The following is a 14943-nucleotide window of genomic DNA, read 5'->3' on the forward strand; positions in this document are numbered from 1 at the left end:
CAACCCGATTTAGACTGGATGTTCCAGTTGCCAGTTACTCTCCTCGGGAATCAGCTGGTTCGTATCGGCTCCCGTTTCAGCGACAATCCCGGTGTGATAGAGCATCTGCTTGTACTGATACACTGTTACGGACCGGTAGACAGAGGGGTCGTACAGCTCGGACGGTACGAGCTCGCCGTCTTTCGTTAACACGGACGAACGTGCATCGTCGATGTCTCGGATGAAGAACTCGATAGCCAGTGTCGGCGACGTCTCGAACAGCTCGCTTACGACAGCGGGGAGGATTGGATCATCCCCTCTGTTCTGGATGGCCTGTATGTGTTCGATGAGGGACTGCGTGATCGGGTAGGAGAACACGACCCACCGACCGAGCGATGACCAGTCGGGGGCTAGCTCTGTGAATCGCTTCCGTCTTCCCTTCCAGGACTCGAACTGTTCCAGAATCGATGTGAGAGAGCGATCGTACTTCCGAAACCCAAACCGGAGTACTTCCTCACCAAGAGGCGTTAGCACATCTCCTCCGTCACCTCGTTTTTCTACTAATCCGAGAAATGCGGCACCGTTCCTCGCCCCACGGACGTCTCCGACGACGTATCGCCTCATTACTTCATCGGTAGGATCGGAGTGGTAGACTGCAAATGGATAACCGAGATAATTCTTCGGACGGTTGAGGTAGAACGATTGCTTCGCTACACTGTGGGGACCCGCCTGTAGACGAATCGCCGCGGCATCTTTTCCAATCTGGGATCCGACTATGCGTGGGCGCTCCAGGATTTCGACCTTATTCTCCGACGAAACGCCGATGATACCGACGTTCAGCTCACGTCCAAGAGATAACGTATCTTCGGTTATCGCGTTCGACGGTGCGGTTACGAATGCTACGTTCGCTTCCGCGAGTCGGTTATGTGCCTGCACGACACCTTCTTCGGGATCGACAGATTCGTCGGCTGAATGCCCCTTTGCCTCGAGGACCACTAACGGAGACGATTGGACATCGTGACGTGACCCCCGATACAGATCACTCGGGATTTTACCCGCACCGACGAGGTCGGGATACCCGGTTCCGACCTTCACACGATTGTACGGTGATAGCTCATCAGTGACCTCAGACGGGATTGCTTCACCGTCAAGCCACTCGTCAGTGGAGAACTGAGTATCGGTAACCGCGAAACCTTCTGCGGCAGAAGTATCGGAGAAGATTCGCCTCTTGGTGAAGGCGAGGACTTCTGGCTCTGATAACGTTGAGGCAGCCATGACGGTGAAGAGAGGGGCCTGTGATAAATATCTCTGGCAGTCTTGGACGGAGCAACAAGAGATTCTCGGCTCTGTTGATATCCTCAGGAGGTGACAAATCCTGAACCGGAGCCGGTCTGTACAGAGTCTTCGGTGAGCAATCTCGGGAGTAGGTGTTGTACGAGGTTGGATGAGGAGTTTATGAGTGGGGCGTTGGGGATGTTGTGAATATTTTATAAGCGGTTGCTGAGGTGAGCGCGACGACGAACGCCTACAAAGGGGCAGCCGGCTCCGGGAAGACGGGCGATGTAAGCACTCAAAAGGGCGAGCCGTGCGAGCTCTTTTGAGCGCGCAGCGAGCCCCTCGACCGGAGCCGGCTGCCCCTTTGAGTCCCACTCCGAACCGCACCGCGACCGCACCTCACGCCTCCCCAGCCTCGTCGTCGCCGGAGGCGACGTACTCCCTCGCGCGCCGGCTCGCACCCGCTGGGCGCTCGCCGGGCGCGCCACCGCACTGCCGTCCGTTTGTAAGAAAGGTACCACTGCAACTATCAGTCGTTTATACACCACCTCGCCGGCGACGATCTGAAACACCCACGAACCAAGACAACAGGCGACTGAGGGCCTACGAAAATTCAGTCTCAAGGAGCGACCTAGCAGTATCCACGTTAAACTCCTCAGACCCGTAGAAGGCTGCGAGAGGCAACTCTCGATCGTCAGCAGCGAATTCCTCTTGCCACAATTCAGCGAGTGCCTTCAGATCAGCTGCACGAACAAGACGGATATCTACCCCAATTTGCATCTCTAATTGCTCCGCGTTTGCGGCCGCTTGGTCTGTGAAATCCGGTGCGATAATGAGGAACCACTCGACATCGTGCTGTTTGCTCTTCGTGTCGATGTAGCTCTTGATTTTGCTCCGAGCATCACTCCCAAGCCGGAACTGCTGGCGCCGCCGCTTGTTGTCCCAAAGTAACCACCGACCGTCTTGCTCAATCTCTCCGTCTGCGACCATCCCAGTCGCCTTTTGTCCGAGCTGATTCGTTCCCTCAAGGTTGAACGCCTCTCGGAAGATCTCCCCCGTCGCTTCCTCAAATAGAATATCCATTTTCTCCTCGGGATTGTCGGCATCAACGAGGTCCTGAAGCTGCGGTGGAATAGCGGTGACAGAGCCATCCGCAATCTCTTCGAACGTATCGATATACAAGTCAACCGCCGGCTCACTGTCGTCAACAGACTTCTGTGACTGTTCGAAGTACTCAATGATCGCGGAAACCATCTGGTCGGTTTTTTGTTTGTGAGCGTCCAATCCGTACTGGTCGACGATTGCCTTCAGGTCCTCCTTGTCGACCACTGTCTTCAGAAGTTCACTTGGATAGACGCCTGCGGCAACGATGTTCTCACGCCGTTTCTGGTTTTGGCCATAGTTCTTCCCCTCAATCCCAAACTGATCCCGGGCCTCAACGAGGACTGACTGACGGTCAAAAGGCTCGAGCGTCTCGAGCATCTGGAGATAGTTTTCGTCCGACATCTCGTAATAGAGCCAGTCCCGAATAACCTCGATGTAGTCTTCGGGAATCCCGACGAGCTCGTGGTGATCCTCGTCGTTGACTTCGTAGACGAGCGCTTGTTCCTGGAGCGACCACAATCCTTTCTCGATCGTGTCGCGAGCATGCTCAGGGCTGTCCGACCGGGACACCTTGGGGAAGCGGCCGATAGCGGAGAGACGCTGGAAGAAATCAAGCCACGTATAACAATCGTGCTTGCTGTCGTACGATCGGTTGTGGAGCTCGAAGTAGCTGTAGATCATATGAATCTCAGAATCGTCAATCTGATTCTGATAATCCACGGCAGCATGGGCGAGATGGAGTAAATCGTCCGTGTCGGCAAACGAGTCTTCATCGTAGTCCTCAATGAGTGCCCGTTGCCAGTTCTGCACCGCATCTAGGAGCTCCCCCTTTTCCATACTGTATCCCGGCTGCTGGATCAGTTGTCGGAGAATCCCGTATCGGATGACGAGGGCCTGATACGGAGAATCGTTTATCGAACTGATTCGCGGTGGAGTGAAGTCATTGAGTTCAGCCCGAACACGCCCTGGTTCGGCTAGCGCAGGAACATACGTTTCAAGGTATGCCTCGCGATCGTCGAATCCATCGTGTTTGAATGCCTCTGGATCGAAATTATCAGTCGCAGTCTTCGTGTCACCTTTCAAAAATCTACTTTTTTCGTAGCTATTCCAGTCTTTGTCGATGAGATCTCGCAGTTCCATATGTTGGGGGAATATTATTTCCATTGTACTTGAATCTGTGTGAAGTTAGCATAGTTCACAGTCTTCTCAGGTCAATCCCCACCGCCAACTCCTTTCAGAACCTTTGTTTCCAAATTCTACAACCAGTTATCTGCCGACATCATAGCAACAAATATGATAAATAAAGCCTGTGATGAGTAGGATATGCAAAATCAACATTGCTACCCACCCGGAACTTTCTCGGGCCCTCCGATTACTGCGAGGTATGCCAAATGAAACAGAAAGGTGGTTCGCCTCGTAATCGGCCGACAGATGAACAGTGTCCATGCTGTCGCGTCTGCAATCTCCAACATGAAGGAAAGGCAACCACAGCCTCAGAACCCACCGACAGCCATGAGGGCGAGGAAGGACACACCGGCCATGGCCACCACGAGGATCACGACGTTGACCACGGAGATCAGAAGGCTGATCACGAGCACGATGCGCACGACGATCACGGAGCAACACACGACCACAGCGGTCACGAGCGGATGTTTCGACGGCGATTCTGGGTCTGCCTTGTCCTCTCCGTTCCGGTCGTCGTCTACAGCGAGTTCGTTCAGGGGCTGCTTGGGTACACGCCGCCGCCGCTTCCGGGATCGGACCTGATCGCTGCCGGGCTTGCCGTCGTCGTGTTCGCGTACGGGGGCGTGCCGTTCCTCAAGATGGCGCGAACGGAGCTCGCGAATCGGGAGCCGGGGATGATGACGCTGATCTCGATGGCGATCACTGTTGCGTTCGTCTACAGCCTCGCGACGATGGCAATTCCGGAGGCGATGGGCTTTTTCTGGGAACTCGTGACGCTCATCGTCATCATGTTGCTCGGTCACTGGATCGAGATGCGAAGCGTCCGACGGGCGTCGGGTGCGCTCGACGAACTGGCTGGGTTGATGCCCGATACCGCCGAGCGGATCACCGACGACGGCGACGTCGAGGAGGTTACGCTCGACGAGCTCCGCGAGGACGACCTCGTTCTCGTTCGTCCTGGGGCGAACGTCCCTGCGGACGGCGTCGTCGAGGAGGGCGACTCAAGCGTTGACGAATCGATGATCACCGGTGAATCGAAACCGGTCTCAAAGGAGCCAGGCGCCAAAGTCGTCGGTGGGACAATAAACGGTGACGGGAGCCTTCGAGTCCGGATCACGGCGACCGGTGATGAGACTGCGCTCGCCGGCATCATGCGACTCGTCGAGGAAGCACAGCAAAGCAAGTCGCGGACGCAGGTGCTCGCCGACAGGGCGGCAGGGTGGTTGTTCTACGTCGCGCTCGCCGTCGCAGCGATAACTGCGGTTGCGTGGACGATCGCCGTCGGCTTCGGCCTCACAGTGGTCGAGCGTGTCGTCACCGTGCTCGTCATCGCGTGTCCGCACGCACTCGGGCTCGCCGTCCCGCTCGTCGTCGCCATCAACACGACGACCGCCGCGAAAAACGGCATCCTCATCCGGGACCGTATCGCGATGGAGGAGGCGAGAAACCTCGATACTGTCGTGTTCGACAAGACGGGGACGCTCACGAAAGGGGAACAGGGGGTCGTCGACATCGCGACCAAGGATATCGACGACGTGGACGCGCTTTCGCTGATGGCCGCCGTCGAAGGCGACTCGGAGCACATGATCGCTCGGGCGATTCGAGATGAGGCGACGGCACGCGGAGTGGACGTTCCGGATGCGAGCGGGTTCGAGGCGCTGAAAGGGCGGGGCGTGCGGGCGACGGTCGACGGCGACACGCTTCACGTCGGAGGACCGAACCTCCTGACCCACCTCGACACTGACGTTCCCGACTCCCTCACTACGTTCGCGGACGACGCCGGGGAGCGGGGACAGACCGTCGTCTACCTCGTTCGCGACGACCGAGTAGTGGCAGCCGTCGCCCTCGCGGACGTCATCCGCGAACAGAGCGCCGGTGCGGTCGACTCCCTACACCAGATGGGAATCGAGGTCGCGATTCTCACTGGAGACAGTAGGGATGTCGCTGAAGCGGTCGCTGACCAGCTTGGCGTCGATACCGTGTTCGCCGAGGTACTGCCCGAAGACAAAGACGAAAAGATCGTCGAACTACAGGACGCGGGGAAGTCGGTCGCGATGGTCGGTGACGGTGTCAACGACGCGCCGGCGCTCACGCGTGCCGATGTCGGCATCGCCATCGGGTCGGGGACGGATGTCGCCGTGGAGGCAGGTGACATTGTCCTCGTGGACAGTGACCCAGTCGACGTGGTACGGCTGATCCGACTGAGCAAGAAGAGCTACCGGAAGATGCAGGAGAACCTCGTGTGGGCGACCGGGTACAACGTGTTCGCACTTCCGCTCGCCGCGGGGATCCTCGCGCCGATAGGGGTCCTCTTGTCGCCCGCTGTCGGGGCCGTGCTCATGTCCGCGAGTACGGTAATCGTCGCGATCAACGCACAGCGACTTCGGCGGACGGATCTCGAATAGCGAGCCAGCAGGGTGAACTTCGAGGATTGCACAACCACGACAGTTTCTCACCCGCAACCGGACGCGCTCGCGAGGTGAGGCCGACCGATCCCAGTCGAGTACTCCCACCGGGTACAATGAACTGATCAATTAATGTCTCACCAACCGTAGTAGGTACTATGATACGTGGATTTATCGGCGTCCTCGGCGTCCTCACAGCACTGTTTCCGAACAGGATGATAGACGTCTTCGAGGAGCTTGCCATCGAAAACTCCGACGAGTGTGCGACGAAACCGTGGATCGGCTCTGGAATACGAGCAGAAGGTGTTGTTGTGGTTGCGGCCAGCCTGCTCGGAGGACGGGCGTATGCATGGATGATGAATCTCACCGGAACGTTCGGTGCTGTGCTCCTCCTGTTCCCCCAGCTGTACCAGAGAATCGCCACTACCCTCCTCTACGAGCATCCAAATCAGGTTGAGTGGAACGATCAGTTCACAAAGGGGGTACGGATCATCGGAGTAGTGTATCTCCTCTTAGCAATCAGATCACTCAGACAACGGCTGTAGTTGCGAATGCCAACATCTGAGTACGAGCTTCGCTCGCCCCGCAAGGCAGCCACCGGGGCGAGACCCACGGACACCGATAGGGCAGGCCGACCTATTTCCTGCCGCATCCGGAACCACGACGTATGACGACAGATTCCGACGACGGTGTTCGCGTGTGGCTCGTCGAGCGGACGTACTCCGACGACGAGCAAAACCTGATCATCCTCACGTACACCACCACCGACGGTGAGCGGTACTTCCGCAAGGAGCGGGCACTCACCTCCTTCACCGACGTTCGCGACACGACAGCCGCCGTCACCGCCGATCCCGACAACCTCGGCACCGTCGACGGCCAAGACCTGAGAGAGCAGTACGCCGCCGAAGCCCAACGTATGTCAGAAGTCCACGATCCAGACGACATCAACGCCTTACTCCGTTATCTCGAGACGCACGGCGAGGTCAACGACGACCAGCTCCCGGAGTGGGACGAGTTCCAAGAGATCGCGGCTGACTACGAGGTGCCACTACCACAATAAGACCAACATTCGGACGCGAGTACATCGAGAATGAATTCCAGCGCATTGGGGATGGCCTCTCAGCCCCGCTCACCATCTTCCTGATTGGTGGTGGCGCAATGTCGCTGCGAGACCTCAAAGGGGCGACGAAATATATTGACCTGGTCGTCCCCGGCACTCGACGAACCAATGACCGCCGAAGACTTGGCCGCCGAGCTGGAACTGGACACAGACGAGGCTCTCGACCGAATCGTGTATCTCCCGAAATTCGACCGTGTGCAACGAGATGGTGACACAGTCCGCCCCGTGGACTAGTCCGGTCACGACGACGGGGGGAGAAGGAGACCGTCTGGTCGGGGACCGCAGCCTCGTTTGATCTCGTGATCGGCGCGCCGTCGATGCTTGCAGCGTCAATGCGGAGCAACGGACGCGGATCCGTGCGGAACGTCTGTCGGTGTTGCTCGACGCCGAGCGAGACGACCTACGGCTCTTCGAACTTGTGGATGTCGTCGACGCGCTTCGAGAGTAGGCGTTGGCGCCGCGGTCACTCCAGCGCGTAGCCCCACTCGCGCAGCACGCCGATCACGTCGTCAGTCTGCTGGAGCCCGACGAGCAGCGCCGCCTCCCGTAAACATCCGTCAGTACCTCCTCGACACGCTCTTGTTCCACGCGTTTCTTTTTCGTCAACACCGACCGAATCTCCATAAGATTGAGAATCGACGTACAGAATTCGTAACTTCCGTTCAGGAGTTCGGTCGCTACGTCGCCCCGACCCGGTTCGTCCGTGAGGCTGGCGACGAAAACGTTCGTGTCGACGAACACCTTCATCGACGTTCTCGTGTTTCGCGTACCGCCGCGACGGAGTCGATATCGATATCAGCCAGTCGTCCCGACAGTAGGTCGCCGAGCTTGTCCCCTGACTCGTCGTCTCCGTCGGTCTGTCTCGACCAATCCGGCGGCGTCGCGTAGCTTCCCATACCGACGAGTAGAGGAGATGATTATAAATCAGTTTGGCCGGTCGCACGCTGTCCCCGATTCGACCGCACTCTTGGGCGTTCGAGGGTGTTGCGTCCTACCGATTCTCCCGCTGCTCCACTTTGTTCAGCTCGATCAGCAGTCGGAAGATCGCCTTCACGAGGTTGGCGTCGACGTCGAACTGCTCGGCGTTCTCGCCGGCGCGGTCCATCACGCGTTGCTCCTGTGACTCGTCGGTCGTGGGGAGGTCGCGTTCGTCTTTCACCTGCGCGACGGTGTCGGCGACGTACGTCCGGCGGGCGATCAGTTCGACGATCTCGCGGTCGATGTCCTCGATCTCCTGTCGGAGTTCGTCGAGGGTCATCTCCTCGGGGTTGGGTGTGTTAGTGCTCATGGTGTCACTCTGAAAGGGTTCGGGCGCCGTCGTTGCGCGTCGTCGTCCGCCGGAGGGTTCCCGGGCGGTCGCTCCACGCGTCGGCGACGGCGTCGAGGTCGGCGTCGGGGTCGGACGGGTCGGCGACGGCGACCACGCTCGGGCCGGTGCCCGACAGGGAGACGCCGGTCGCGTGCGGCATGGCGTCGACGGCGGGGTCGTCGTCGAAGCCCAGCGCGGCGGAGAAGGCGAGGCCGTTGACGGTCATCGCCTCCGCGTAGCGCTCCTCCCCGGCGAGGTCGGCGACCAGGTCGGCCATCGGCGCAACGTTCTCACAGCGTGCGGCGTCCGCGTCGGCGCTGTAGGCGCGCTCGGGCGGCGTCCACACGAGCACGTCCCAGTCGACCGCTTCGCGCGACCGAAGTACGTCCTCGGTGTTGTCCGTCAGACAGACGCCGCCGAGCATCGACGCGGTCGCGTCGTCGAACGCGCCGGTGACGGTGACGCCCGTCTCGCGGGCCGCCCGCACGCCGAGTCGGCAGGCTTCGAGACGGGTTACGTCGGGGTCAGGGGATCCGGTGGATCCGGTGGTGCCGTCGCCGTCGTCGCTCGAACCGTCACCGACCGTCAGCCCGAGCGCGTCACATGTCGCGAGCACGGTCGCATTGGCGGCCGCGCTGGAGCTTTTGAGCCCGGCGGCAAGCGGCACGTCGCTGTCGGTGCGGACCGTGCCGCCCTCACCGTCGCCCCAGCGCTCGGTGGCGAGCGAGACGCACCGCTCGATGAGCGCGGTGTCGGCGTCGGGGTCCTCGGCGATCTCGCCGACGACCGCGCCGTCGGGTTCGAGAGTCACCGTCGCGCGCGTCTCGACGTCGATGCCGAACGCCGCTCCCGTGCCGGTCGCGAGCGCGTTCAACACCGTGCCGGCGCCGAGCGCGGCTGCCCGTCCGTCCATGTGAGCACGCCGAGGAGAGCGGGCAAAGGCTTGGCGGTTACGGCGAGGCTGGCGGCGGGTGGGAGCTGCTGATCCGGGCCGGGTTTCCTCCACTACTCGGGATCCGCCCGGCGTACGGCGGCGTCGACGCGGAAGCGATCGGGGTCGGTGGCGGAGGAGTCGACGTCCACCTCGACGTCCTCGAACGTCCGTGTTCCGGACGAGAACCCGGAGATTTCGGCATACTCGTGGCCGACTGCCTCCTCCGCCGAGCGACCGGGTGACGAGTAGTAGGCGTCCACCCGGAGTTCGATGTGGCTGTAGGTGTATTCGCCGACGTTCTCGACGGTGATGTCGGCTTCAATCGTCCCGTCATCCCGCACCGTGTGGTCCGTCTCGACGACTCGAAGCCCCGATTCGGCGGGGTCGGCCGGCTCCGGAGTGGGGTCGGGTGTGTCGGTCTCCTCGTCACCGGTCTCGTCGTCCGCTCCGTCTGCGTCGGGCTCCACGTCGCCCTCGTCGTCCTCGTCGGGACCACTATCGTCACCCCCGTCACCGGCGACCCCGTCCCCGGCAGTCGGATCGTCGACCTCCTCGAAACAGCCCGCGAGCGCGCCGGTGGAGAGGGCGGTCGCCGCGGCGAGCAGCCGGCGACGAGTGGAGGAGGAGTCCGCCATCGGTCGCGGTTCGCCCCCGTCGGAGTTAAAACTGGTCACGAGGCTCCCGCCCCCAGCGCGCCCGTACCTGCACCAACCAGCCCGGCGGCGACCGCCGTCGCCACCACCGGCCACAGCGCCTCGGACGCGTCGTAGGACTGCGAGGCCGCCTCGCCCCCTGACAGAACGACGAGCGCGACGACGACGAGCCCGTACAGCAGCGCGCCGACACCGGCGCCCACTCCCGAAACCAGGGCGCCCTCCCCGGCATCGAACGACCGTGACCCGACGAGAACGCCGAGCACGGCGGCGAGCAGCGGTGCGCCAACGAGCGCCGCAGTCGTGATCGCGAGGGTGAGCTGGGCGACGAAGATCGGGCCGAACCGTTCGGCGTCGCCGGTCGCCTCGGTCGCGAAGGCGGCCTCCGCCCACCCCGTGGTCACCCACCCGACGATGCCGACGCCGACGCCGGCGATGAGGAACGCGCCCGCGGGAAGGGCGGCGGCCGAGAGACGCGTTGGTGGCGTCACTGCAGCGCCCACGCGTCGATGAGCGGCCCGCGCCAGCCGGTGCGTTCCTCCCACGCGTCACCCGAAAAGCCGGTCGCGAACAGGAACTCCTCGGCACGGACGACGTAGCCGTACTGGACGCCCTCGTGCTCGTCGAACGCCTCGCGGCCACCGGGGGCGTGGTCGTGGTACAGTCGGTGCCAGCGCACGTCCTCGTCGACGCCGATCGGCTCGCGGTCGGCGGTTGTCGCCGCGGCAGTGATCCGGTCGAGGCGCTCGGCGGCCGTCTCCGCATTCGGGTAGCGCTGTACGTAAAGGGGAACGCCATCCAGATCCCGGGGCCATCCCTCAAATCCCTCGTCACGGTCCGGGCGAATTGCCACGTCGACGAGCAGGCCGGCCTCGCGGTCTTCGTGCTGGACAACCGGACCGAGCTGGTCGAGGAAACGGTCGACTGCGGCGTCGTCCATTCCATTGCCGTACAGCGAAACCGGGCGTTCACCGTCCTCCTCGACGGAGGGATCGTAGGCGAACGTCTCCAGCGCATCATCGTCGAAGCGCAGTGAGACGAACCGGTCGTCGGGCGCACGCGGAACGAGTCGCCGGAGGAGGCGGTGGTTGTGGATCGGGTTCCGCGAAAAGCGACGGTCCGTGTACATGGCCGTGCCCACGCTCGCGAAGCTCGACCGGGTTCGCCGCAGCTCCTCAAGAAAGCGGTCGGCGTCGTCGCGCGCAACGAACCGGTCTAACACCGTCACGTGGTCGTTCACCAGATATCGGAGCCGCGACCGGTTGTCGAAGTGTGGGACGAGCACGTCGTTCACCGTCTCGATGGCCGCCTCGCCGGCGGCTTCGATCGCCGCAACCTGATCGTCGGTTGGCTCACCGGTCTCCTCGACGGTTTCGTGGGCGTCCGCAGCCGCGCTAGCGACGGCACCGACCGCCTCGCGGTAGTCGCTAACCGCCGCATTGTACGACTCGGCGAACCACCGCAAGTCGGCGAACACCTCGCGCGTCGCCGCCGCGAGATCGGGATTGTGCGGGTCGTCAGCGGCGTCGAACGCGTCCGCGTCTTCCGGCTCATCACCGTCAGTAGCGCTCACGGCCGACGATTCGGCCGGCGTGTCGGCATCGGAGTACTCGACTCCGCTGATGTCCAGACAGCCCCCCAGCCCGGCGGCGATCCCGGCGCCCGCACCGAGGAGCCCGCGGCGCGTCCGTTTCATGTCACACTTTCCCCGCCGGTCGGCCTTAAACGTGGCCCAGACGACACGAGCCGTGTCAACCTTAGAGTCGGGTGATTTCACAGTAATACGACCGAGACGGGAATCTATGCCGCCAGATGGATACACCAAACAGTCACAATCTCGGATAAAACAGCCGCCAAGCTTGCCGAACTCGTGGTAACTCAAGACCTCGAGAGCGTCGTTGAAGCGATCGACTTTGCAGCTGACGTTCCCCGTAATCCGAAAACTCTCTCAGAAGCCGAGTTAGCTTGCCTTCTTCACCGAAAACTCGCAGATTGACGCGTTTCACAGTAACTTCACCGTAATCCTCTCAGCTAAAGTTGACACCCTTCCTTCCACGAGGGGCATCATTAAGGACGTTCGAGCGCAATTCCCGCCGATGACCGTACAGCTTGCGAGCACTGTTCCGGAAGCCACGGGCGGACGAACGCTCTCCGACGAGCACCGAATCCGACGGGAGGTCCGCAGCCGAGCGGGTCGTGGGGTGGCGACGTGAATCTGGAGTTCCCGGACGCCGAGGCGCTGCGAGGGGCGAACAATTACACCGCGTCGGACCTCCCCGAATTCGCGGTTGCACGACGCCGTAGTGACCCGCTGGCGGTCGACGATCTGACAGGTTCCGCCCGGGCCGCCGTCGGTTCGATCGACGCGTTTGGCGACGCCCCCGACACGCTCCCCGAAGGTTCCGAGATCGGGATCACGGTCGGCAGCCGGGGAATCCACGACATGCCGACCGTGATCCGGGCGGTCGTCGCCGAACTCGACGAACGTGGATACGAGCCGTTCATCATCCCGGCAATGGGGAGCCATGGGGGCGCCACCGCGGAGGGACAGGTCGAGACGCTGGAGGCGCTCGGCTACGGCGAGCCGGAGATGGGCTGTCCGATTCGGTCGTCGATGGACGTAGAGGTAGTCGGCACGGACGACCTTGGCCGGCCGGTGTACGCGGCCGTCGACGCGCTGGAGGCGGACGCCGTGTTGCTGGCAAACCGGGTCAAGCTCCACACCGACTTCCGCGGAGACGTGGAGAGCGGACTCTCGAAGATAGCTGTCGTCGGGCTCGGAAAGCACCGTGGTGCTGAGTCACTGCACAACGCGGCAATCGCGACGGACTTCGCGGACGTGATCGTCGATCGGATGGACGTGCTGCTTGAGGAGACCCCGATCGTCGGCGGTGTCGCGCTCATCGAGAACGCGAACGACCGCGCCGCCCACATCGAGGGTGTGAACGCCGAGGCGATCCCCAAGCGGGAGCCGAAGCTGCTCGAGCTCGCCGACGAGGAGTTCGCCGACCTCCCGATCGACGAGCTCGACATGCTCGTCGTCGACGCGGCCGGGAAGGACAAGTCCGGAACCGGAATGGACACGAACGTACTCGGCCGCTACCACTTTCACGGGGAGTCGGAGCCCGAGACGCCGAACGTTACTCGGGTGTACGCGCGCTCGCTGACGGAGCCGTCCCACGGGAATGCCCTCGGCGTCGGGCTCGCCGACTTCGTCCACAGGGAGTTCGTCGAGGCTATCGATTTCACGGACACGTACGTCAACATCGTCACCAGCGGCGAGACGAATCGAGCGAAGATCCCGTTCGTCGTCCCGGACGATGAGACGGCGCTGCTGCTCGCCTGCTCGACGACCGGCGTCGTCTCCCCGAAGGATCTCCGCGTCGCCCGGATACGGTCGACGATGGAGCCGAACCGGCTCGTCGTTTCCGAGCCTGTCGCCGCCGAGCTCCGGGAGCGAAACGACTTCGAAGTCGGCCCCTCGCAGCCGCTCGTGTTTGAGGACGGGAGCCTTCCCGCGGATCCGTACTGAGTTCGCGCTCGGGGGCGATCAAAAAGTAGTCTGGGTGGGCCGCTCCCTTACGTCATCGGAACCAGGAGCTGGAGCACCCACACCAGCACCAGTCCGGAGATCGACATCACGGTACACACCGCGGAGTACGTCTTGAACGTCTCCATCTGGGTGATACCGGCGACCTCGCTGACGACCCAGAACCCACTGTCGTTGTACCACGGGGCGATCATGCCGCCGAAGCCGATCGCCATCATCAGGTAGACGGGATTCGCACCGAAGTCTCCGGCGAGTGGTGCCATGATCGCTGCGCCGGTGAGGATCGCGACGGTTCCGGACCCCTGTGCGACGCGGATGACGGCGGCAATGGCCCAGCCGGCAAACAGGAGGCCAAGGCCCAGCTCCTGGAGCCCGCCGGCGATCCAGTCGCCGACTCCCGCGATGGCGAGCATACCGCCGAAGGTGGCACCGGCGGCGGTGATGGCGATGATGTTCCCCCCGCTTTTGATCGCGTCGGTGATCTCGTCGTTGAACAGGTCGCGGTTACCCGACATCTCCATCCGGTAGAGGGTGAACGCCGCCAGCAGAGCGGCGACGGTGAGCGCGAAGTTGGGGTCGCCGAGGAACGATGTGGCGACGACGATCCCGCCCTCCTCCGGGATGGTACCGGCGTCCACGAGGAAGCCGGCGATGGTGCTTGAGGCGATAAGCGCGACCGGGACGGCGATGGGGAGCGAGGACTCCAGTAACCCCGGCAGCTCCGAGATGGGCCGCTCGGTCTTCTCCTTGAGGTCCTCGGGCGAGGACCCCATCGCCTCACGGAGGGGGAACTCCTCCCGTTTGTTGAGGAACCGGCCGTAGCCGATGCCGGCCAGCAGCGAGGTTGGGAGCGCGACGGCGGCACCAACGACGATCGCAAGTCCAAGATCAACGTCGAGTTCGGCTGCCATCGCGAGCGGGCCGGGAGTCGGCGGAACCAGCATGTGCGTCGCGAGCGCGCCTGACGCGAGCACGGAGATGTACAGTGAGAATTTCACGCCGGTCCGGGCCTTCATCGAGCGGCCAAGCGGGGCGAGCAGGTAGAACACGTTGTCGAAGAAAACCGGAACCGATAGTACGTAGCTGCTTCCCAGCAGCGCGTACTCCGAGCGGTCCTCCCCGGTGATCGAGAGGAACCCCCGAACGATCCGGTCGGCGGCGCCACTGTCCATCAGCGCCTTACCGATGATGGCCGCCATCAGGATCGGGATCCCGATGTCGACCATGACACCCCCGAACTCTTCGGCGACCTGTGCCGGTACTTCACCGGTCCCCAGCTCCGGCGTCGTGAGCCCGATCGCCATCGCGGCGATGACGAGCCCGACGAACGCCGGAAGTTTCAGCCACACAAGAAGTGCGACGACCGATACGAGCCCGACCAGGAACGGAATTATGGGGCTTTCTAACACCATATACTCCAATGGGTGAT

At 62.2% G+C, this 14943-nt stretch carries 14 protein-coding genes and 1 pseudogene; 5 read left to right on the forward strand and 10 right to left on the reverse strand.

All coding sequences use genetic code 11. The features are described from left to right. Nucleotides 1-9: 9 nt before the first annotated feature. Nucleotides 10-1254: a response regulator gene (locus ACYQ07_RS02625; RefSeq protein WP_459876991.1), complete on the reverse strand. Its 1245-nt coding sequence runs from the start codon at nucleotides 1252-1254 to the stop codon at nucleotides 10-12. A gap of 603 nt (nucleotides 1255-1857) precedes the next feature. After that, a complete protein-coding gene (locus tag ACYQ07_RS02630) occupies nucleotides 1858-3498 on the reverse strand; it encodes a restriction endonuclease FokI C-terminal domain-containing protein (protein WP_459876994.1) in 1641 nt (546 codons plus the stop codon). Nucleotides 3499-3749: 251 nt separating this feature from the next. On the opposite strand from ACYQ07_RS02630, the gene ACYQ07_RS02635 reads away from it, so the two are divergent. The 4 genes and pseudogenes from ACYQ07_RS02635 (at nucleotide 3750) to ACYQ07_RS02650 (ending at nucleotide 7302) form a co-directional block, all read left to right on the forward strand. After that, nucleotides 3750-5948, forward strand: coding sequence for a copper-translocating P-type ATPase (locus ACYQ07_RS02635; RefSeq protein ID WP_459876997.1), 2199 nt, complete (start codon nucleotides 3750-3752; stop codon nucleotides 5946-5948). Nucleotides 5949-6106: 158 nt separating this feature from the next. Continuing rightward, nucleotides 6107-6493: a hypothetical protein gene (locus ACYQ07_RS02640; RefSeq protein WP_459877000.1), complete on the forward strand. Its 387-nt coding sequence runs from the start codon at nucleotides 6107-6109 to the stop codon at nucleotides 6491-6493. Between the two features lie 122 nt (nucleotides 6494-6615). After that, nucleotides 6616-6894, forward strand: a pseudogene (locus tag ACYQ07_RS02645) (DUF7967 family protein); the annotation flags it as partial. 282 nt (nucleotides 6895-7176) lie between these two features. Then, entirely contained in the window at nucleotides 7177-7302 is a 126-nt protein-coding gene (locus ACYQ07_RS02650; RefSeq protein WP_459877003.1) for a hypothetical protein, read from the forward strand. A 267-nt stretch (nucleotides 7303-7569) separates the two neighbouring features. Here the strand turns inward: ACYQ07_RS02650 and ACYQ07_RS02655 are convergent, their stop codons facing one another. The 7 genes from ACYQ07_RS02655 to ACYQ07_RS02685 all read right to left on the reverse strand — a co-directional run bounded on the left by ACYQ07_RS02655 (nucleotide 7570) and on the right by ACYQ07_RS02685 (nucleotide 11660). Further along, nucleotides 7570-7815 (reverse strand): type II toxin-antitoxin system VapC family toxin, encoded by a 246-nt coding sequence (locus tag ACYQ07_RS02655; protein WP_459877006.1) that lies wholly within the window; start codon nucleotides 7813-7815, stop codon nucleotides 7570-7572. Then, the gene (locus ACYQ07_RS02660) at nucleotides 7812-7964 is read right to left on the reverse strand and encodes a hypothetical protein (protein WP_459877009.1); all 153 of its coding nucleotides are present in this window, start codon (nucleotides 7962-7964) and stop codon (nucleotides 7812-7814) included. Before ACYQ07_RS02660 ends, ACYQ07_RS02655 begins: the two co-directional genes overlap by 4 nt. Before the next feature lie 95 nt (nucleotides 7965-8059). Beyond that, the gene (locus tag ACYQ07_RS02665) at nucleotides 8060-8356 is read right to left on the reverse strand and encodes a chorismate mutase (RefSeq protein ID WP_459877012.1); all 297 of its coding nucleotides are present in this window, start codon (nucleotides 8354-8356) and stop codon (nucleotides 8060-8062) included. 4 nt (nucleotides 8357-8360) lie between these two features. Beyond that, nucleotides 8361-9290, reverse strand: a complete 930-nt coding sequence (locus ACYQ07_RS02670) for a shikimate kinase (protein ID WP_459877015.1) — start codon at nucleotides 9288-9290, stop codon at nucleotides 8361-8363. A gap of 92 nt (nucleotides 9291-9382) precedes the next feature. Continuing rightward, a complete protein-coding gene (locus ACYQ07_RS02675; protein WP_459877017.1) occupies nucleotides 9383-9946 on the reverse strand; it encodes a hypothetical protein in 564 nt (187 codons plus the stop codon). A gap of 35 nt (nucleotides 9947-9981) precedes the next feature. Next, nucleotides 9982-10455, reverse strand: a complete 474-nt coding sequence (locus ACYQ07_RS02680; RefSeq protein ID WP_459877019.1) for a hypothetical protein — start codon at nucleotides 10453-10455, stop codon at nucleotides 9982-9984. Next, nucleotides 10452-11660 (reverse strand): hypothetical protein, encoded by a 1209-nt coding sequence (locus ACYQ07_RS02685; RefSeq protein ID WP_459877022.1) that lies wholly within the window; start codon nucleotides 11658-11660, stop codon nucleotides 10452-10454. The genes ACYQ07_RS02680 and ACYQ07_RS02685 overlap by 4 nt, the downstream gene beginning before the upstream one ends. A 513-nt stretch (nucleotides 11661-12173) precedes the next feature. Here ACYQ07_RS02685 and ACYQ07_RS02690 point away from each other — a divergent pair. Beyond that, nucleotides 12174-13496, forward strand: coding sequence for a nickel pincer cofactor-dependent isomerase, group 22 (locus ACYQ07_RS02690; RefSeq protein WP_459877024.1), 1323 nt, complete (start codon nucleotides 12174-12176; stop codon nucleotides 13494-13496). 47 nt (nucleotides 13497-13543) lie between these two features. Here the strand turns inward: ACYQ07_RS02690 and ACYQ07_RS02695 are convergent, their stop codons facing one another. Further along, complete coding sequence (locus ACYQ07_RS02695; RefSeq protein ID WP_459880200.1) at nucleotides 13544-14926, reverse strand: GntP family permease; 1383 nt, start codon at nucleotides 14924-14926, stop codon at nucleotides 13544-13546. Nucleotides 14927-14943 lie beyond the last annotated feature (17 nt).

The organism is Halorubrum gandharaense (assembly GCF_054654575.1).